12 protein-coding genes are annotated in these 19,886 nt (G+C 70.2%); 7 read left to right on the top strand and 5 right to left on the bottom strand.

What is annotated here, in order from left to right; all coding sequences use genetic code 11:
* Nucleotides 1-13 precede the first annotated feature (13 nt).
* The 5 genes from ABT137_RS14175 to ABT137_RS14195 all read left to right on the top strand — a co-directional run bounded on the left by ABT137_RS14175 (nucleotide 14) and on the right by ABT137_RS14195 (nucleotide 8,995).
* Nucleotides 14-1,888 carry a DNA/RNA non-specific endonuclease gene (locus tag ABT137_RS14175; protein WP_351707574.1) on the top strand — a complete coding sequence of 625 codons (1,875 nt, stop codon included), beginning with the start codon at nucleotides 14-16 and terminating at the stop codon, nucleotides 1,886-1,888.
* 862 nt (nucleotides 1,889-2,750) lie between these two features.
* On the top strand, nucleotides 2,751-3,155 hold the full coding sequence (locus ABT137_RS14180) for a hypothetical protein (RefSeq protein WP_351707577.1): 405 nt from the start codon (nucleotides 2,751-2,753) through the stop codon (nucleotides 3,153-3,155).
* Nucleotides 3,152-5,083: a GMC family oxidoreductase gene (locus ABT137_RS14185; protein WP_351707580.1), complete on the top strand. Its 1,932-nt coding sequence runs from the start codon at nucleotides 3,152-3,154 to the stop codon at nucleotides 5,081-5,083. The genes ABT137_RS14180 and ABT137_RS14185 overlap by 4 nt, the downstream gene beginning before the upstream one ends.
* Nucleotides 5,080-6,933 (top strand): peroxidase family protein, encoded by a 1,854-nt coding sequence (locus ABT137_RS14190; RefSeq protein ID WP_351707583.1) that lies wholly within the window; start codon nucleotides 5,080-5,082, stop codon nucleotides 6,931-6,933. Before ABT137_RS14185 ends, ABT137_RS14190 begins: the two co-directional genes overlap by 4 nt.
* Nucleotide 6,934: 1 nt before the next feature.
* Complete coding sequence (locus ABT137_RS14195; protein WP_351707586.1) at nucleotides 6,935-8,995, top strand: trypsin-like serine peptidase; 2,061 nt, start codon at nucleotides 6,935-6,937, stop codon at nucleotides 8,993-8,995.
* Nucleotides 8,996-9,011: 16 nt separating this feature from the next.
* Here the strand turns inward: ABT137_RS14195 and ABT137_RS14200 are convergent, their stop codons facing one another.
* From ABT137_RS14200 to ABT137_RS14220, 5 genes are all read right to left on the bottom strand, one after another.
* Nucleotides 9,012-10,238: a hypothetical protein gene (locus ABT137_RS14200; RefSeq protein ID WP_351707589.1), complete on the bottom strand. Its 1,227-nt coding sequence runs from the start codon at nucleotides 10,236-10,238 to the stop codon at nucleotides 9,012-9,014.
* 109 nt (nucleotides 10,239-10,347) lie between these two features.
* Nucleotides 10,348-11,073: a class I SAM-dependent methyltransferase gene (locus tag ABT137_RS14205; RefSeq protein WP_351707592.1), complete on the bottom strand. Its 726-nt coding sequence runs from the start codon at nucleotides 11,071-11,073 to the stop codon at nucleotides 10,348-10,350.
* 152 nt (nucleotides 11,074-11,225) lie between these two features.
* Complete coding sequence (locus ABT137_RS14210) at nucleotides 11,226-13,673, bottom strand: ATP-binding SpoIIE family protein phosphatase (protein ID WP_351707595.1); 2,448 nt, start codon at nucleotides 13,671-13,673, stop codon at nucleotides 11,226-11,228.
* 207 nt (nucleotides 13,674-13,880) lie between these two features.
* Complete coding sequence (locus ABT137_RS14215) at nucleotides 13,881-16,271, bottom strand: MFS transporter (RefSeq protein ID WP_351707598.1); 2,391 nt, start codon at nucleotides 16,269-16,271, stop codon at nucleotides 13,881-13,883.
* Between the two features lie 181 nt (nucleotides 16,272-16,452).
* Nucleotides 16,453-16,896 (bottom strand): SRPBCC family protein, encoded by a 444-nt coding sequence (locus ABT137_RS14220; protein WP_351707601.1) that lies wholly within the window; start codon nucleotides 16,894-16,896, stop codon nucleotides 16,453-16,455.
* A 192-nt stretch (nucleotides 16,897-17,088) separates the two neighbouring features.
* Between ABT137_RS14220 and ABT137_RS14225 the strand changes: the two genes are divergently transcribed.
* On the top strand, nucleotides 17,089-18,129 hold the full coding sequence (locus tag ABT137_RS14225) for an Rv2578c family radical SAM protein (protein ID WP_351707604.1): 1,041 nt from the start codon (nucleotides 17,089-17,091) through the stop codon (nucleotides 18,127-18,129).
* Between the two features lie 151 nt (nucleotides 18,130-18,280).
* Nucleotides 18,281-19,849 (top strand): alpha/beta hydrolase, encoded by a 1,569-nt coding sequence (locus tag ABT137_RS14230; protein WP_351707607.1) that lies wholly within the window; start codon nucleotides 18,281-18,283, stop codon nucleotides 19,847-19,849.
* Nucleotides 19,850-19,886: the final 37 nt, after the last annotated feature.

Below are 19,886 nucleotides of genomic sequence, written 5' to 3' on the forward strand. Positions count from 1 at the left end.
ACGTCTCCCTTTCATGCCCACCAACAACAAGACCCGCACTGCGTCGGCGCCGAGGAAATCGGCGTCCTCCCAGGACAAGCTGATCGAGTCCTTGAAGCAGTACATCCGCACGCGCGGTCCGGACCTGCTCGCAGACCCCAACGTGTCGTCCGTCGGGATCGGCCACAAGCTCAAGAACGGCACCCGAGGGAAACAGATCGCGCTGCAGTTCACGGTCGACAGGAAGGCCGAGCCGGAAGCCCTCGAGGCGCTGGGCACGACCCGGATCCCGGAGAGCATCACGGTGGACGGGGTGGAGGTGCCGACCGACGTCATCGAACGCAGCTACCAGCCCCACTTCCGCGTGGTCGCGGAGGCTGAGAAGCCTCAGCGAAAGACCCGCCTCAACCCCATATTCCCGGGGGCCAGTGTCGGCGGCGTGACGGTCACGGCCGGCACCATCGGCTGCATCGTGTTCGACAGGGCCGACGGCACCCCGTACGTGCTCAGCAACTGGCACGTACTGCAGGGCCCGGACGGTCAGCTGGGCGAGGAAGCCGTCCAGCCCGGCCGGTTCGACGACAACCAGATCTCCCACAACCGCCTCGGCGTCCTGAAGCGGTCCCACCTCGGCCCGGCCGGCGACTGCGCCGTGGCCACCATCGAAGAGGGACGGACCTTTGATCCCAAGATCCTGGGACTTGACGTGGCACCCCAGGAGTTGGGTGAGGCGGCTCTGGGAGACAAGGTCATCAAGAGCGGACGGACCACGGGCGTCACCCACGGGATCGTCCGCCGCATCCAGACGATGGCCAAGATCGACTACGGTGGCGACGTCGGTGAGAAGATCATCGGCTGCTTCGAGATCGGCCCCGACAACGAACACCCGGCGGCGGACAAGCAGATCAGCAGCGGCGGTGACTCGGGTGCGGCCTGGCTGTTCAAGACGAACGGGCGGCCGAGCAAGGTCATCGCCGGACTGCACTTCGGCGGCGAAAGCGCCGGCGACCCCGACGACCACGCGCTGGCCTGCCTCGCCGGCTCCGTCTTCGAGAAGCTCGACATCACCCTGCAGCAGCCCTCTCCCGAGGAGGTACAGCCCCTGCAGGGCTACAACCCGGACTTCCTCAGCGAGCAGATCGACATACCGCAGCTGACCGCGGAGATCAACGGGGACGCCATACGCCTCAGCGGCTCCGAGGTCATCCCGTACACGCACTACTCGCTGGCCCTCAGCAAGAAGCGGCATTTCCCCTTCTGGGTGGGCTGGAACATCGACGGCGCGAACCTCAAGAAGCTCAGCCGGTCCGGCATACCGTTCACCAAGGACCCACGGCTTCCCGCGAACACTCAGGTCGGGAACGAACTGTACGAGGCCAACCGGCTCGACCGCGGCCACATCGCCCGCCGTGCGGACCTGATCTGGGGCAGCATGCCCGAGGCTCAGAAGGCGAACACCGATTCGTTCTTCTACACCAACATCACCCCGCAACTGGACGACTTCAACCAGAGCGCCAAGAACGGCCTGTGGGGCGAGCTGGAGGACGCCATCTTCGCCGACGTCGACGTCGACGACCTGAAGGTGAGCGTCTTCGGCGGACCGGTCCTCCAGGACGACGACCGCGTCTACCGGGACGTGAAGATCCCCCGTGAGTTCTGGAAGGTCATCGCCTTCGTCGAGCGAGGTGAGTTGAAGGCCAAGGCGTTCTTGCTCACGCAGAACCTGGACCAGCTCGAAGCCCTGGACCTCGACGAGTTCCGCGTCTTCCAGGTCACCCTCGACGAGATCGAGGAACGAGCCCACATCCGCTTCCCCACCGCCCTCCACAAGGGCGACCACCTGCTCGTGCCGGAGGCGGTGGCCGAGCGAAGGCCATTGGGCGACCTGGCCGACATCCACTGGGACTGACCCGGCGGCCCGCCGGCGTGTCTCGTCCTCAACACTGGGGCGTCGACTTGGCCGGGATGGTCGTGGCCGGTCGGGGTGCCGGGCGAGGAAACGCGACATCTTCCTTTTGAACCTGGCGGATCAGCACGTGCAGGCGACGTGGCGGATTGAATTCCTGAGCCAACTCGTGGGCAGGATGCGCCAGTTCAGCACTGAGGCGGTGAAGGAGAAAATGGGCCGGCGAGCGTGACGCCGCGGCGGGCTGCCCGAGGGGCCCGCCACGGCGGACGGCCGCCGCGTGCATCAGCACTCCGGGGTACGGCACGGATGCCGATCTGGAGGCCTTCGGCTCGGCGAGCGCCTCCTCGCGGATCGGCGTCCGGGACGCACACGTCGGCCGAGGCCGTCCAGGCGTGCAGTCTGTACCGCTCGTTTCAGGCGGCCCAGCTCCTGGACGAGGGGAGGTCGGCGCGCGCGTAACCCGGGGCGGCCAAGGACAGCAGCCGGAGGACACGCCCGAATCCCAGCGAACTTCCGGATGTCCGCCGCCGCCATCCGGAGAAAACGTGTCCGTTTCCAGTCGGCGATCAGCGCTCCGTCGGACATCCGGCTGACACGGCAATACGGCGACAGCATCCTTGGGTAGACGTGGTCGGCGTTCTTCGCGTCGGCGGCGCTCGGGCACGGCCGCGCCTCCGGAGCCGGAGCCGTAAGGACGCGCATGCACGTCGGGACCCCGTGAAGCTCCGGGACTCAAGGTGCAGGGGAGCCGAAATACCCATAATGTGGTAATTGGAGCGTTTCCGGGGTGTCTTCCTCTTCGTCGGGGGGTTCGGCGGTGGTTCCCGTCACCGCAAGAATCGCAGCACCGTCAGGAGACATGATGGCCACCCACAAAGCCGGGCCTCGCGCTGTCTCGGTCTACGCACTCGCCGGCATCCGGCTCTTCAACGGAGTCACCGGACTGCTCGCGCCCGACCTGCTCATCCGGCGCCTCGACCCCGATCGTGAGCCGCCCAGTCCGGCAGCCGTGTACGCCTTCCGGCTCTTCGGGATCCGTACGATCCTGCTCGGCCTCGATCTGCTGACCAACCGCGACGAGCGGCTGCGGGAGGACCTGCGCGACGGCGTCCTGATCCACGGCAGTGACACCGCGACGGCGGCCACGCTGGGCCTGAGCGGTCGGCTTCCCCCGCGTACCGCGGCACTGACCACCCTCATCTCGGCTGCCAACACGGTCCTGGCCGCCACTTCGCTCGCCAACTCGGTGAAGGGGAAGGGGAAGTGACGGGAGGGCCAGGTGCCGATTCCCCGGCCGAGACGGGTTTCGACTACATCGTCGTCGGCGCCGGGGCGGGTGGCGGACCGCTGGCGGCCAACCTCGCCGCCGCGGGCATGCGCACCCTGCTGCTCGACGCGGGCGGTGCCCCGGAGAACGACAACTACCTGGTGCCCGCCTTCCACGCGGACGCCTCCGAGGACCCCGTCCAGTGCTGGAACTACTTCGTACGGCACTATGCCGACGAGCAGCAGCAACAGCGTGACAGCAAACTGGTCCCGGACCGGGGCATCCTCTACCCGCGTGCCGGAACGGTCGGCGGCTGTACCGCTCATCACGCGCTGATCACCGTCTATCCGTACAACCGCGACTGGGACGCGATCGCGGAGGAGACCGGCGACGCCTCGTGGCACAGCACGGCCATGCGCCGGTACTTCGAGCGGCTGGAACGCTGCACCTACCGGCCGAGGCCCAAGGAGCCGCCCGCCAATCCGCTGCTGGCCGCGCTGCTGAAGGTCCTGCCCTTCACGGGCGCTCGCTACCGCAACGAAGCACGCCACGGATTCGACGGCTGGCTGCCGACCACCCTCGCCGACCCTGAACTGGCCGTCCAGGACAGGCAGTTGCTGAAGGTCATCCTCGCGGCCGCGGAGGACGCGCTGGCCGACTTCCTCGACCGGCCGCTGTCCCCGCTCGAAGGGTTCGGCTCGTTCGTCGACCCCAACGACTGGCGGGCGCAGACACACGCCCTGCAAGGGCTGTGGCAGATCCCCCTCTCCACGGCGAACGGACGGCGCAGCGCCGTTCGCGAGCGGGTCCAGGCCGTACAGCGAAGCCGTCCGGACGACCTGGTGGTCCGGACGAACGCGCTGGCGGCCCGGGTCGTACTGGACGGGAACGGAGCCGCGGCCGGAGTCGACTATCTGGACGGCGCGCACGCCTACCGGGCCGACCCCTTGAGCCGGCCGAACGCCAAGCCGCCGGTCCTGCGCAGGGTCCTCGCCGCCCATGAGGTGATCCTGGCCGCGGGTGCCTTCAACACACCCCACCTGCTGATGCTTTCGGGCATCGGACCGCGTGAGGAGCTGCGACGGCACGGCATCCCCGTACAGGTCGACCTCCAGGGTGTGGGCGCGAATCTCCAGGACCGGTACGAGGTCGGCGTGGTCAGCCGGATGGACCGCGAGTTCCCGGTCCTCAAGGACTGCGACTTCCACGCGCCGCGACCCGGGACCGGGCCGGACCGCTGCTACCGGGCCTGGCGGCACGGCGAAGGTCTTTACACGACCAACGGCGCCGTCGTCGGCGTCACCCGCAAGTCCCGTCCGGAGCTGGACGCACCCGACCTGTTCATCTTCGGCGGCCCCTTCGACTTCCGGGGCTACCGGCCCGGCTACTCGCTCGACCTGACACTCCACAAGGACCGTTTCACCTGGGCCATCCTCAAGAGCCGCACCCACAACACCGGGGGCCGGGTGCGGCTGCGCTCCACCGACCCCCGGGACACCCCGCTGGTGAACTTCCACTACTTCGGCGAGGGCACGGACAAGGACGCCGTGGATCTCGAAGCCATGGCCGGTGCCGTCGAGTTCGTGCGCCGGATGAACCGCAAGGCCGGCTCCGTGATTCTGGAGGAGTTGTGGCCCGGCAAGGACATCGACGGCGCCGACGGCGTTCGCCGTTTCGTGCAGGACGAGGCCTGGGGCCACCACGCGTCCTGCACCTGCCGGATGGGACGGGCGGACGACCCTTCGGCCGTCGTCGACAGCGAGTTCCGGGTGCGCGGAGTGGACCGCCTGCGGATCGTCGACGCCTCGGTCTTCCCCCGCATTCCCGGATTCTTCGTCGCCGCCCCCATCTACATGATCAGTGAGAAGGCGAGCGACGTCATCCTCGCGACCGCCCAAAGAGCCACCGCCCAAGGAGTATCGCGATGAGCAGACAACGACGCGCCGCAGAAGGTTCCGCAGCCGGATACCGTACGTCACTGCCCTGGCGGATCATCACCGCCGGCGCCGAATACGTGGACCGGCGTATCGGCTGGGACAGACTGCCCGTCATTCCCGGCCTGCTGACGCTCCTCGGACTGCGCATCAGGCTTCGGCAGAAGAACCTCCACGACACCGGCCTACTGCCCTCGGTCAATCTGCCCGATCCCGCGCCTCCCTCCGAGACCCACAAGGTGAACCGGACCGCCGACGGCAGCCACAACGACCTCGCCGAGCCTCGCATGGGCATGGCGGGCACCCGCTTCGGCCGGAACATCCCGCTGGACCGGATCGCACCGGCCGCACCCGAGGACGTACTGTCCACGCCGAACCCGCGCGAGGTCAGCCGCGCCGTGCTCACCCGCGACGCGCTCATCCCCGCCGAATCGGTCAACTCGCTGGTCGCCGCCTGGCTTCAGTTCATGGTCCGCGACTGGTTCAGCCACGGGACCAGCCCCACGGAACGGCCCTGGGAAGTGCCCCTCATGGACGACGACCCGTGGCCGGAGCACCCCATGCGGATCATGCGGACGCCGGACGACCCGACCCGCGACCCGCAGGCGCCGGCCGGAACGCCCGACACCCGCGTCAACGTGTCCTCCCACTGGTGGGACGCGTCGCAGATCTACGGGGCGAACGAGACCGAGCAGCGCCTGCTGCGCGCCGGCACGCTGGGCACGTTGCATCTGTGGGACGACGAGCAGTCCCCGGTCCCCTCGGACCCCTCCCGGGACCCCTCGCACATCCCCGGCTTCTGGCTGGGCCTCGCCATGATGCACGACCTGTTCGCCCGTGAGCACAACGCGATCTGCGATCACCTGCACGGCGCGTACCCGTCCTGGAACGACGAGGAACTCTTCCAGCGCGCCCGGCTCGTCAACGCCGCGCTCCTCGCCAAGATCCACACCGTGGAGTGGACACCGGCCGTGATCAGCCACCCCACCACCGTCAAGGCACTGCGCGCCAACTGGTGGGGCATCGCGGGCGAGCGCGTCCACGATCTCTTCGGCCGGATCAGCGACAGCGAGGTCGTCAGCGGCATCCCCGGCGGCGAGACGGACCACTACGGCATCCCGTACTCCCTCACCGAGGAGTTCGTGGCCGTCTACCGCATGCACCCGCTCATCCGCGACGAGTGGCATCTGCGCTCCGCCGCCGACGACACGAGCCTGCGCCACTGCACCCTCCGCGACATCGCGGGCCCCGGGGCGCTGAAGGTCATGGAGACCACCGGGATGGCCGATCTGCTCTACAGCTTCGGCACGCTCCACCCCGGACTGGTCACCCTGCACAACTTCCCCAGGTTCCTCCAGGAATTCGAGCGCCCCGACGGGCAGCTGCAGGACCTCGCCGCCACCGACATCCTGCGCTCCCGGGAATTCGGTGTCCCCCGCTACAACGAGTTCCGGCGGCTGCTGCGGCTGAAGCCCGCGGCGAACTTCCTGGAGCTGACGGAGAACCGGGCGTGGGCCGAGCAGATCCAGTGGCTCTACGACGGCGACATCGAGAAGGTCGACCTCTCGGTCGGGCTGTACGCGGAGAAGCTGCCGGCCGGATTCGCCTTCAGCGACACGGCGTTCCGCATCTTCATCCTGATGGCCTCACGCCGGCTGAACAGCGACCGCTTCTTCACCGAGTACTACACGCCCGAGGTGTACTCCAAGGCCGGTATGGCCTGGATCGACGACAACAGCATGATCACGGTGCTGCTGCGCCACCACCCGGAGCTGCGTACGGCTCTTTCGGGGCTGACGAACGCCTTCGTGCCGTGGCACACCGCCGGAAGGACGGTGACCTGACATGGCAGCGACGGACAGGTTCCGCGAGGAACGGGAGCGCCAGGTCGCGGCGGCCGCCGCGCGGTACGACGAGTCCGGCGACGAGCGGCGGGCGGTCGAGGAGCAGCAGGACGCCGGGGTCGCCTTCCCGGATTCGGAGGAGGCACTCGCGGCGCGCGCGGCCCGGCTGCTCGACCGGCAGGCGGTGCCCGCCGCCCTGGTGGTGGAGGCCGTCCGGGCGGAACCGCTGGCCCCGACCGCCGCGTACGAACGCATCCTCGGGGTGTCCAAGGACCTGCAGGCATGGAGTTTCCTGCCGCGCGGTGCCCGCGCGGCACGTACCGTCGCCCGGATCTCGGTGCGGGAGAACGGCCGTGAGCTGCCTCTCGGCACCGGCTTCCTGGTGTCGCCGAGCCTGCTGATGACCAACCATCACGTGCTCACCGACGCGGAGGCCGCCCGGCAGTGCTTCGTGGAGTTCGACGCCCAGGTCACCGTCGACAACACGGCCCAGCCGGCGACGCGGCTGGAACTCGACCCGGGCGGGTTCTTCGTCACGGACGAACGCCTCGACTTCGCCCTGGTGCTGGTCGCCCCCGGCCCGGACCCGCGGCCCGCCGGGGACACGTTCGGCTGGAACCGGCTCAGCGCCCAGCCGGGAAAGCTGGTGATCGGCGAGCCGGTCAACGTCGTCGGCCATCCGATGGGACGCCTCAAGGAGATCGCCGTACGCGACAACATGCTCCAAGTACGCCTCGACGACTTCCTCCACTACAAGACGGACACCGAGCCGGGCAATTCCGGCTCTCCCGTCTTCAACGACCAGTGGGAGGTCGTCGCGCTCCACCACAGCGGGGTGCCCAGGACCGACGAACAGGGCCGTACCCTGCGCCGGGACGGACAGGTCTGGCAGCCCGGTGACGGCGACGACGCCATCGACTGGGTGTCCAACGAGGGCGTACGCGTCAGCTCCATCCTCAAACACCTCGCCGCCCTGTCCCTCACCTCCCGGCAGCGGGAGCTGCTGGCGGAGATGGGCCCGGAGTCGGGACTGCGCCTCGCGGAGGCCGCCGGTCCGGTTGCGGCTCCGGCTCCCGCCGCCGGCCCGGTGACGGTCCCGGCACCCGCCGTCGCGGCGGCGGGCCCGGCCGTCGAGAAGGCCACCGCGCGTGCGGGCCTGCGCGCCCGGGACGGAGCGTTCGGCGGCACACGGCATCTGGTCTTCCTGCACGGTCGCTCCCAGGAAGGCAAGGACCCCGAGAAACTGCGCCGCGAATGGGCGGCCGGACTCAACCAGGGGCTTGTCCGCGCCGGGCTCCCTCCGGTCGACCCGGCGGACGTCTGGTTCCCCTACTACGGGGACCGGTTGGTGCAGGCCCTGACCGCGCACGAGGCCGTCCCCCGCCTCACCGAGGCGCCGGCCGCCAGGGCGGCGGAGGCGGTCGCACCCGTCACCCCCACCGCCCGCGCGGTGTACGAGGAGATCATCGGCGAGGCGGCCACCAAGTGGGACATGCCGAAGGAGAGCCAGCTGGCCACCGAAAGTATCGGCCTGGACGACGTGGTCGGGACCCTGCACAAGCGGCTGGGCTGGCTGGCCGCCAGGAGCGACCTCGATGCGTGGGCCATCGCCCTGGTCTTCCGTGACGTGGCCGCCTATCTCGACGACCGGCGCATCCGGGACGAGGTCCTGGACTGCGTACTGGAGACGATGCCGGACACCGGGGACGTGGTGCTCGTCAGCCACAGCCTCGGCACGGTCGTCGGCCTGGATCTCGTCACCCGGCTGTCCCCCGGAGTGAACTGCGTGCATCTGACCACGGCGGGCAGTCCCCTCGGCCTGGACAGCGTGTACAGCAGGCTGCTCGTGGGCGGGCCGAAGCGTCCGGACATCGTGGCGGACTGGCTCAACGCCTGGTGCCCGACCGACGCGGTGGCCATCGGATGCCCGCTGGGCGACGACTGGGCGGACGGACTGTCCGACCTCGCCGTCGTCAACGCCCGCGACCGGGCGCACAGCATCGTCGAGTACCTCGCCCACCCCGAGGTCGCCCGGTCGATCGGCGGCCACCTCGGCGCGTGACCAGTGGGCATCGGCTTCACGGCTTCTGGGTCTTCGGGCCGTCCGGTTCCGGGTCAGAGGGCGGGCGTCCCACGTCCGACAGCGTCTCGCGGGCCCGCTCGTCGACGAAGCGGGTCACGAGATGCTGGGCAGCGCCGAAAATGACGGCCCAGGCCATTATCTGCGGGCTGGAATCCAGATCACTCAGACCAGGAATGAACGCACCCCTGATGAGCAGCACTCCTACGAACGCGGTCAGAGCCCCGGTGGGGAATTTCAGCAGGGCTGCCGACAGCGGCAGCATATAAGGACTGCTCGTCCCCTGAATCCGGCGTAGCGACGCAATGACCGTGAGAGCCGCACCGGCCAGTCCTGCCGCCTCGGTGACGAGCACGTCGACTCGCTGCGCGTAGTCGCTCGGAACGTTCCCCTGCTTCAGGGGAACCTCCCCGGAAGGGCATGCGGCGAACTTCTTCCCCCCAGGGAGGAAGCACATGTTCAGCGAATCGGGGCAGTACCAGCCCCAGGCTGCGAGCCCAGCCGCACCGAGGAGAACGAAGAAGGTCGCAACCCGCAGAATGATGCTGAGGCTGCGGACTCTACTGAATTCGGCGTCCAGCGCGTCGTACGAAGCGCTCAGAGCGAGGGCGAGGAGCCCGCGGTCGCCCGGCAGCGGTCCTTTCGTCTCCATGCGTTCCGCGACCGCGCTCACCTGTATCCGAAGCGGGTCGACCGGGCGAAGATGCTGTTCGACGTGGCTCAGTACGTCGACGCTTCGGCCCGGCAGGTCTTCATCCGCACACAGCGTGAGCAGCATCACGTCGGTCGCGCGGACATTGGCCCAGGTCCGCTCGAGGGCTGCGGCCCCGGAGAAGAGGCGGCGCCGCGCGGAGATCGCGCACCCCGCCTCCTTCAGTTGCCGCGCGATCCCCTCCAGCGTCTCTTCTCGCCGACATTGCTCAGCCCGGTCCGCTGCCTCCCGGCACCTCTCACGGTCTGCCTGCTGTTCCAGAAAGAGAACGCGTGCGGCAGCTCGCTCGCGCCAGGCCGTTCTATGAGTCCTGAACAGCCCCTTGGGCAATGTGGGGAGCTGAGCCACGTTCTTTCGCCGGGTCGGCCCGCAGGGGTGATCGCACTTCGATTTCTCCGGCGTCGGCGTGCGCCTGACCATGAGCGAAGCGATCCACAGGAGTATGAAAACAGCGACGCTCCCTCTGGGCCTTTTCGTGCTTTCCGAACCCGTGAAGGCTTTCCCGTTGGTCATTCCGACCTCCAGTAAAGACTCCCCTCATCAGGGTAGGACTGCCGGCCAACAGGTGCACGTCAAGAAGGGCTACCGGCCCGGCGGGTCGGTAGCCATCCGGTGCCGCCCCTCAGCTCTCCCGTCCCGCCAGCACCCACTTCGACGGCAGGACGATCAGCTCACCGTCCGGTGTGGACTCGGTCGTGGTCAGGGGAAGGTCGCCGCTCGCGAGGACGGCGAGGCCGGCGTTGCGCAGGTACTCCAGGACCGCGGCGTCGGCGACCTCGCCGGGGGCGATGCCGTGCCGGAAGACCGGGGCGAGCTTGGGCGGCGGTCCCGACGGGCTCTGGGCGAGGCCGCCGAGGACGGGCCGGGCGGCCTCGGAGAGCTCGACGAGGAAGACCCGGCCGCGGCTGCCGACGAGGGTGGCGATCGTGTCGATCACCGGCTGCCGGTCGTCGGGTTCGCACTGGTGCAGGACGCCCCGCATGTACACGTTGGCGTCGCCGAGCTCCGCGTGCAGGGCCTGGGCCTCGCTCTTCTCGGCCGCGTCGAGCAGCCGGTAGCCGGCCTGTCCGCCCGGGTCGGCGTGCCGGGCGTGGTCCAGGGCGGCCTCGGAGATGTCGGTGCCCAGGACGCGGGGGAAGCGCTCGGCGAGGAAACGGGTCTGGGTGCCGTTGCCGCAGCCGAGGTCGACCAGGGGCAGGCCGGGGTCGGTGAGGTGGGGTTCGAAGAGGGCGACATGGACGGCGGCGGTCACGGCCGGTTCGGCGTCCCAGAACACCGCCCCCGGTTCGTCGGGCGCCTCACGCCAGAAGCCCTCCCAGGCACTGCGGTACCGACTCGTCACGCTCATGGCCCAACTCCCCAGGATGCAGCCGCGTATGACCCGTCGTAAGTGACGGGCCAGTACGGTTTACCCTGCGCAGGTTTCGGCCACAAGCGCCCGGCGCGTTCCTTCACTCCGCGTTCGACGTACGTGCGCCCCCTGGGTGTGCGGGACGCGGGTCAGCGGCGCCGGGCGGTGAGTTCGAACCAGACGGTCTTCCCGGCGGCCGTACGGCTGGTGCCCCACTCCCGCGCCAGCGTGGCGACCACCCGCAGTCCGCGTCCGGCCTCGGCGCCGGGGTCGACGCCGAGCAGGGTCGGCAGGGTGTGGTCGTCGTCATCGACCTCGCACAGCAGGGTCTCGCCGTGGATGAGCCGGAGCTGGACCGGGCGGCTGTGGGAGTGCCGTACGGCGTTGGTGACGAGTTCGCTGACCATCAGTTCGGCGGGGTCGGCGAGCCGGGCCAGGCCCCAGTCGTGGAGCTGCTCGCGGACGACGGCGCGGGCCCGGCGGACCTCGGCCGGGTCGAGGGCCAGCCGCCATTCGGCGACGTCCTCGGGCTCGATGCCGTTGAGGCGGGCCATCAGCAGGGCGACGTCGTCCTTGCGGCCGCCGCGGGTGTTGAGGGCGCGGATGATGGTGTCGCAGGCGTCGTCCATGGAGGCGGCCGGGTGGGCGGCGGACTCGCAGAGGGTGGCGAGACCGACGCCGATGTCCTCGCCGCGCATCTCGACCAGTCCGTCGGTGCACATGACCAGCCGGTCGCCGGGTTCGACGCGCACCCGCAGCGACTCGAAGGCGACCCCGCCGACGCCGATGGGCGCCCCGGTGGGCAGGTCCAGGAGTTCGCTGCGCCCGTCGACCGCCCGCACCAGCACCGGGGGAATGTGGCCCGCGTTGGCGAGGTGCAGTTCGCTCTCGATGGGGTCGTAGACGGCGTAGAGGCAGGTGGCGAGGTAACCGTCGCCGAGGCGCTGCGCCAGGTCGTCGAGGTTGCGCAGGAGTTGGGCGGGCGGCAGGTCCATGGCCGCCATCGTCTGCACAGCGGTCCGCAACTGGCCCATCATCGCCGCCGAGTTGAGGCCGTGGCCCATCACGTCGCCGACGACCAGGGCGGTGCGGGCGCCGGGGAGTTTCACGGAGTCGAACCAGTCGCCGCCGACCCGGCCGAGCAGGGTGCCCGGCAGATAGCGGGTGGCGATGTCGCAGCCCGCCATGCGCGGCGGGATGTGCGGCAGCATGCTGTCCTGGAGGGTCTCGGCGACGCTCTCCTGGTAGGTGTACATGCGCGCGTTGTCGAGCACGAGTCCGGCGCGGGCGGCGAGTTCGGCGCCGGTGACCCGGTCCATGTCGTTGAACATCTCGCGCTCGGGGTGGCGCAGCAGGATCATGAAGCCGAGCACGACATTGCGCGCCTTCAGCGGTACGACCAGCATCGAGCGGCCGGTGATCAGCGGCCGGATGTCGCGCTTCTCGAACTGGGAGGCGATGGCGTGGCCCATCTCCACGCTGATCCGCGGGACCAGCACCGGTTCACCGGTGGTCATGCACTGGAAGAACGGGGTGTGCGCCGGGAACGGCATGGCCTCGCCGACCGGGACGACGTCGTCCCAGCGGCCGGGTTCGTCGGTGTGCTCCAGGGCGACCCGGTGCCACATGGTGGTGGTGTCGGGCACACCGTCCGGGAACCCCTCGCCGGCGACGACCTGTTCACGCAGGTAGGTGCCGGCGACGTCGGTGAAGCGGGGGACGACGGCTCTGCTGACCTCGACGATGGTGCGGGACAGGTCGAGCGAGGTGCCGATCTTCCCGCTGACCTCGGTGAGGAATTCGAGGCGTTCGCGGACGGCCGCGTACTCCAGGTCCTCGCCCTCGTCGTCGGCGAGTTCGGCGGGCACCGGCAGGCCCTGGGCGGCGACACGGGCCGCGCGCTCGCGGCGGGCCATCCGCTCGGTGCGCCGGGCGACGCCCCAGTCGGGGGTCACGGGCACCCGGTCGTTCTGGCTGAACTCCAGGATGGGGTAGCCGAGTTCGAGGACCTGGGCGACGATCCGGGCGCTCTCGTCGACGCTCATGCTGGGCAGGATCTCGGGCAGCCGGCGGGCGAGTTCCTCCGCGCCGGGGAAGTCGGTGTGCAGGGCGAAGCCGGGTGCGATGCGCTCGAAGGCGATGCCCTCGTCCTGCTCGGCCCGGCGCAGCCGCTCGGCGTCGGCGGCGAGCACCAGCAGCCGCTCGTCCCCCGGGCCGACCAGCGGGTACGCCCACCAGAGCACATCGGCGCGGTCGCGGTCGGGGACGGTGAGCCGGGCGCGGCCGGCGGCCGGGAAGTTGAGCCGTCCGTCGAGGGAGGACTCCAGGTCGGGGCCGAGTCCGTCGTACGCCGCGTAGGCGCCGTACCGGGTGATCTCGTCGTCCTCGGGGAGCGCGCCGGAGACGGGCAGCAGGTCGAGGACGGAGCGGCCGATGGCGTCCTCCTTGGCGGCGCCGAAGAGCCGCCGGGCGCCGGTGCTCCAGTGCGAGACGTCGCCTGCGCGGTCCACGACGACCACTGCCAGGGGGATGCGGCCTGACGCGCCGTCCCCAGCACCGAGGCCGGGATGTGTGTCCCGCTCGCTGCCATGGTCCATGGCCCAGGCCCTCTCTCCCCACGGCTCCGCAAAAGATCTGTGCCGCCCGCCACTACCGTACGGTGGCCGCCGGTTGCGATGTGTGGCAATCCTGGAATTGGTTTCACCGGACCGCACCGGCGCGCAGGTCCGCGCCCCTGTCCGGCGCGCGCTCGCCCCTCGTGCCCTCCTCGTTCCGTGCTCCTTCCGTCCTCGTTCAGTCCTCGTTCAGTCCTCGTGGCCGAGCTGGAGATCGCGTTCGGTGCGGCCGCCGCCCGCGACCTGCAGGACGGTGGCGACCGGTGGGTAACCGGCGGCGATGACGGTGTACTCGCCGGAGGACAGGTCCACGAACCGGAACGTTCCGTCGGCGCCGGTGGTGAGGGTGTCCACGACGTTCCCGGCGGCGTCGAGCAACGTCACCCGCGCGTCCTCCACCGGCCGGCCGCCGCCCGCCCGGACCGTGCCCTTCAGCACGGCGCCGCCCGCGAGTTCGACGTTCTGCCGGGTCTCCCGGGAGGCCTGGACGGTGACCGGGAGGGCGGCCGGGCGGAAGGCGGGGGCGCTGGCGGCGAGGGTGTACTCGCCGGCCACCAGCTCGGTGATCACGTAGCCGCCCTCGCGGCCGCTGCGGACGCTGGCGACGACCTCGCCGTGCACGTTGGTGAGGGTGACGGTGGCGTCCCGTACCGGGGTGCCGTCGGCGGTGAGCACGCTGCCCGCGAGCCGCCCGGCGCCGCCGAGGACGACGTCCAGCTCGACGGGCCGCTCGCCGACCGTCACGGAGACGGCCTGCGGCTGGTGACCGCCCGCGGCGGCGATCAGGACGTACGACCCGGTGCCGGGCGTGGCCAGGGCGTACCGGCCGTCCTCGGCGCTGGCGCCGCGGCCGATCTGCCGGCCGACGGCGTCGATGAGCGTGAGCGCGGCGCGCGGCACCACGGTCCCGTCGGGGTGCTGCACCGTGCCGCAGACGGGGATCCCGGCGCCGGTGTGGGGCGACCGTGACGGCGGGATCGGGGCGTTGGCGGCTGTCGGTTCCGTTTCGGCGGTGGGATGGGACACCAGCGGTTTCTCCTTGAGGAAGCAGGCGACGAGCAGGCCGAGGACGAGCACCGGGACCAGGTAGAGGAAGATCCTGGGCATCGCGTCGGCGTAGGCGCGGATGTAGGCGTCGCGCAGCGCCGGGGGCAGCGCGTGGACGAGCTGCGGGGTGAGGGACTCGGGGTCGGGCAGGCGGGCGCCTGCCTGGGCAGGGAGACGTTTGTGCAGGGCGTCGGCGAGCCGGTCGGCGAAGAGGGTGCCGAAGACGGCGGCCCCGACGCTGCCGCCGATCTGCCGGAAGTAGTTGTTGGCGCTGGTGGCGGTGCCGAGGTCGGCGGGCCGCACGGAGTTCTGCACGGCGAGGACGAGCACCGGCATCACCATGCCGATCCCGGCGCCGAGGACGGCCATCCAGATGCTGTACTGCCAGCGCGGGGTGCCGACTTCGAGGCGGGACAGCAGCCACATCCCCACGACGGACACGCCGCCGCCGAGCACCGGGTAGATCCGGTAGTGCCCGGTGAGGCTGATGAGCTGTCCCGCGACGATCGAGGCGCCGACGATCCCGCCCATCATCGGCAGCATCAGCAGCCCGGACTCGGTCGCCGAGGCGCCGTCGACCATCTGCAGGAAGGTCGGCAGATAGCTGGCGGCGCCGAACAGGGCGACGCCGACGACCAGTCCGACAAGGCCGGTGACGTTGAAGACGGAGTCCCGGAACAGCCGCAGCGGGATGAGGGGTTCGGCCGCGTGGTGCTCGGCGACGGCGAACAGCACGCCGGCGACCAGCGCGCCCGCGCCCAGCCCGAGGATGACCCGCGAGCCCCAGCCGTACTCCGTCCCGCCCCAACTGGTCAGCAGCACCAGGCAGGTCGAGGCGGCGGCGAGCAGCAGGGTGCCCAGCACGTCGAACTGGCGCCGGACTTGAGGCTTCGGCAGCTTCAGCACGGCGGTGATGACGGCCAGGGTCACCAGCCCGAAGGGCACGTTGACGTAGAAGCACCAGCGCCAGGAGAGGTGGTCGGTGAAGTAGCCGCCGAGCAGCGGTCCGGCGACGGAGGCGAGCCCGAAGGCGGCGCCGATCAGGCCCATGAAGCGGCCGCGCTGCCGGGGCGGCACGATGTCGGCGATGATCGCCTGCACGCCGATCATCAACCCGCCCGCGCCGACGCCCTGGAGGGCGCGGAAGGCGATCAGCTGGTCCATGCTCTGCGCCCGTCCGGCGAGCGCGGAGCCGACGGCGAAGACGAGGATCGCGAACTGGAAGACGCCCTTGCGGCCGATGAGGTCGCCGAGCTTGCCGTAGACGGGGAGGCCGACGGTGGAGGTGAGCAGGTAGGCGGTGATCGCCCAGGACATCTTGTCGAGGCCGTGCAGCTCGCCGACGATCTTCGGCAGCGCGGTGGCGACGATCATCTGGTCCAGCGCGGCGAGGAGCAGGGCGAGCATCAGCCCGCAGAAGACCAGCCGGGTGCGGCGCGGCCCGAGTCCGGAGACCGGGGCCGGTTCCGGCACGGGGGCGTCCGCGGACACCACGGCCGGCTCCTCGTACTGCACCAACGTCGTTCCGCCCACGTACCGCTCCCCTCGTCGCGCCTGCGCACAATTGCCGCCTTATTTCCCGTAGGGCGACAACTGCGAGCAAGCACGACGAGTTACGGCACGAGACCGGCCGACACGGAGATCCACCCGAACCGGTGAGGGAGCCAACGCCCCCTGTTCATCCGGAGGTTACTCACCTCCGTGCGAACCGGTACTACTTCTCTACCTCGGTGGCGAGCTTGTCGAGCACCGCGTCGTAGATCCGGCCGAGGCCCTTGGGCGCGAAGGTCTTCTCGAAGAAGCCCCCGATGCCGCCGGCGCCCTGCCAGGTGGTGTTCACGACGACCTTGGACTTCCCCTCGCCGGCCGGGGTGACGCGCCAGGTGGTGACCATGGAGGAGTTGCGGTCCTTCTCGACCAGCTCGCCGTCGGTGGGCTCGCTGACCTCCAGGAGGCAGTCCCGGACCCGCTTGCTGGTGGCCTGCAGCTTCCAGTGGACGAGGGTGCCCTCGCCGTCGCCGCCCTCGCGCACCTCGTACTCGCTGAAGTGCTCGGAGAGCAGCTTCGCGCGCGTGCCGCTGTAGTCGGCGATCGCGTCGAACACCGTCTCCGCGTCCGCGGCGACGACCCGCTCTGTAGTGGCCTCGACCTGCGCCATCGCTTTCCTCCAGCACCTGAGTTCTCGGGGTTGCGCCAAGCCAACCACCCCGGCGCCCGGCCGCCCAAATCGGGGTACCGCAAGCGATCGGAAACGTGATCGGAAACGGCGTCCGCGCGGTCTCCACAGATCGTTCGCACGATCATGGGAACAGATGTTCTATTCTGTGGGAAGTGCTACCGAGGAGGCGTCATGCGCTGGGAGAACCTCACCGAGGAGGCCGATCACGGCCGGGCCGGCACCGCGCTGTTCGGCGCGGACGCGGTCACGACCCGGACCTTCGACACGCCCGAGTTTCGAGGAATCACGTTCCACGAGGTGCGGGCCCGCTCGATCATCAACCGGGTACCGGGCGCCTCGCGGATGCCGTTCGAGTGGACGGTGAACCCGTACCGGGGTTGCTCACACGCGTGCGTGTACTGCTTCGCCCGCAAGACCCACAGCTATCTGGACCTGGACACGGGGATCGGCTTCGACACCCAGATCGTGGTCAAGGTCAACGCGCCGGAGCTGCTCCGCCGCCAGCTCGGCTCGCGCCGCTGGCTCGGCGACCACATCGCGATGGGCACCAACGTCGACTGCTACCAGCGCGCCGAGGGCCGCTACCGGCTGATGCCGGGGATCATCTCCGCCCTCACCGAGCACGCGAACCCGTTCTCGATCCTGACCAAGGGCACCCTGATCCTGCGCGACCTCGACCTGCTGCGCCGGGCGGCGGACGTCACGGACATCGGCATATCGGTCTCGGTCGGCTTCGTCGACCCCGAGCTGTGGCGGACCGTGGAACCGGGCACCCCGGCCCCCGAGCGCCGTCTGGACGTGGTCCGCGCCCTCGCCGAGGCCGGCATCGGCTGCGGGGTCCTGATGGCGCCGGTGATCCCCTTCCTCGGCGACCACCCGGCCCAGCTCCGGGCCACCGTGCGGGCGATCGCGGCGGCCGGGGCCACCTCGGTGACGCCCCTGGTGCTGCATCTGCGGCCGGGCGCCCGCGAGTGGTTCATGAGCTGGCTCGCGGCCCACCACCCGCACCTGGTGCGGCGCTACGAGCGGCTGTACGCGGAGGGCGCCTACGCTCCCAAGTGGTACCAGCGCCGGATCACCCGTCAGGTGCACGAGCTGGCCGAGGAGTACGGCATCGGGCCGAACCGCGCGGACACCGCCCGCCGGATCCCGGTACCGGCGGCGGAGGAGGAGCCCGCGCTGCCGGAGCCGACCCAGCTCACCCTGCTCTGACCGACCTGCGGGCCCGGGGGCGTTCGGGCGCAAGCCTCGGACCAATTGGGTCATTCATCGTCAGAATGCGTTCTTCCGGGTCCCGTTTCCGGGACGATGCGGCGAGGACCGTGGCACGTGCGGTCCGCGACCCTCCGTCCTGGGAGGACCCATGCGAACACGCGCAGCCGTGCTGTGCGCCGTCGCCGCCGTCGTGGCCGGTTCGGTCACCGCCCTGCCCGCGACCGCCGCCACCCGAGCCCCCGTCCAGGTCTCCCCGGTGACCTGGACGAAGTGCGGCACCACCGACTACCCGACGCTCCAGTGCGGCTCGGTCAAGGTGCCCCTCGACCACCGGAACCCGCGCGGGCGGCAGATCACGCTCGCCCTCTCCCGCGTCCCGCACACCGCGTCGGCCTCTCAGGGGCCGCTGCTGGTCAACCCCGGCGGCCCCGGCGGCAGCGGGCTGACCCTGGCGGGCTTCGTGGCGTCCACGCTGCCCAAGAAGGTGGCGGCCCGGTACGACGTCATCGGCTTCGACCCGCGCGGCGTCGGGAAGAGCAGCCCGGCGATCGACTGCGCACCCGGCTACTTCAAGCCGGTGCGCCCCGACTCGGTCCCGGCCACCCCCGCCCTCGAACAAGCGAACCTCAAGCGGGTGCGGTCGTTCGCGGCGGCCTGCGGCAAGAAGTACGCGAAGCTGCTGCCGTACCTCGACACGGTCAATGCCGCACAGGACCTCGACTCGATCCGCCAGGCCCTCGGCGCCCGGCAGATCAGCTACTTCGGCTACTCGTACGGCACCTACCTGGGCGCGGTCTACGCGAAGCTGCACCCGGACCGGATCCGCCGCCTGGTCCTGGACTCGATCGTCGACCCCATCGGCGTCTGGTACGACGACAACCTGAGCCAGGACTACGCGTTCAACGACCGCCAGCGCGCCCTGATGGCGTGGATCGCGAAGTACAACTCGACGTACAAGCTCGGCACCGACCCGGAGAAGGTCGAGGCCAAGTGGTACGCCATGCGGGCCGCGCTGGCGAAGAAGCCGGCCGGCGGCAAGGTGGGCGCCTCCGAACTGGAGGACACCTTCATCCCCGGCGGCTACTACAACGGCTACTGGCCCTACCTGGCCGAGGCGTTCTCCGCCTACGTCAACGGCAAGAAGACGGCCGCCCTGGTCGAGGCGTACCAGAACTTCGCCGCCGTCGACGCGTCCGGCGACAACGGCTACAGCGTCTACGCGGCCGTCCAGTGCCGGGACTCCTCCTGGCCGCGGGACTGGAACCAGTGGCGCAAGGACAACTCGGCGGCGTACGAGAAGGCACCCTTCATGGTCTGGAACAACGCCTGGTACAACGCGTCCTGCGCGTACTGGCCGACGAAGGCTCTGAAGGCGCCGAGCATCGCCAACGGGAAGCTCCCGCCGGTCCTCCTGTTCCAGGCGACGGACGACGCGGCCACCCCCTACCAGGGCGGCGTCACGGTCCACCGCCTGCTGGCCGGTTCCAGCCTGGTCGTGGAGCAGGGCGGCGGCAACCACGGCATCACGCTCAGCGGCAACACCTGCCTGGACGCCCACCTCGCCGCCTACCTGACCGACGGCACCGTCCCGCACAGCGCCGGCACCGTCGACGCGGTCTGCAGGAAGACCCCCGACCCGAAGCCCCTCACCACCAAGGCGGCCTCGACGTCGTCTCGCGGCTCGACCCTGCACGGGCTGCTGGGCTTCCGCGGCTGAGCCGGTCCTGACGTCCCGTCGGGGGCGTTGTCAGACC

The sequence above is a fragment of the Streptomyces sp. NPDC001980 genome (genome assembly GCF_040296885.1).
GTDB lineage: Bacteria > Actinomycetota > Actinomycetes > Streptomycetales > Streptomycetaceae > Streptomyces.

Coding starts and splice junctions, on each gene's coding strand:
- ABT137_RS14190 (WP_351707583.1), top strand. CDS start 5,080: ATGAGCAGACAACGACGCGCCGCAGAAGGTTCCGCAGCCGGATACCGT.
- ABT137_RS14175 (WP_351707574.1), top strand. CDS start 14: ATGCCCACCAACAACAAGACCCGCACTGCGTCGGCGCCGAGGAAATCG.
- ABT137_RS14180 (WP_351707577.1), top strand. CDS start 2,751: ATGGCCACCCACAAAGCCGGGCCTCGCGCTGTCTCGGTCTACGCACTC.
- ABT137_RS14200 (WP_351707589.1), bottom strand. CDS start 10,238: ATGACCAACGGGAAAGCCTTCACGGGTTCGGAAAGCACGAAAAGGCCC.
- ABT137_RS14230 (WP_351707607.1), top strand. CDS start 18,281: ATGCGAACACGCGCAGCCGTGCTGTGCGCCGTCGCCGCCGTCGTGGCC.
- ABT137_RS14195 (WP_351707586.1), top strand. CDS start 6,935: ATGGCAGCGACGGACAGGTTCCGCGAGGAACGGGAGCGCCAGGTCGCG.
- ABT137_RS14210 (WP_351707595.1), bottom strand. CDS start 13,673: ATGGACCATGGCAGCGAGCGGGACACACATCCCGGCCTCGGTGCTGGG.
- ABT137_RS14225 (WP_351707604.1), top strand. CDS start 17,089: ATGCGCTGGGAGAACCTCACCGAGGAGGCCGATCACGGCCGGGCCGGC.
- ABT137_RS14220 (WP_351707601.1), bottom strand. CDS start 16,896: ATGGCGCAGGTCGAGGCCACTACAGAGCGGGTCGTCGCCGCGGACGCG.
- ABT137_RS14205 (WP_351707592.1), bottom strand. CDS start 11,073: ATGAGCGTGACGAGTCGGTACCGCAGTGCCTGGGAGGGCTTCTGGCGT.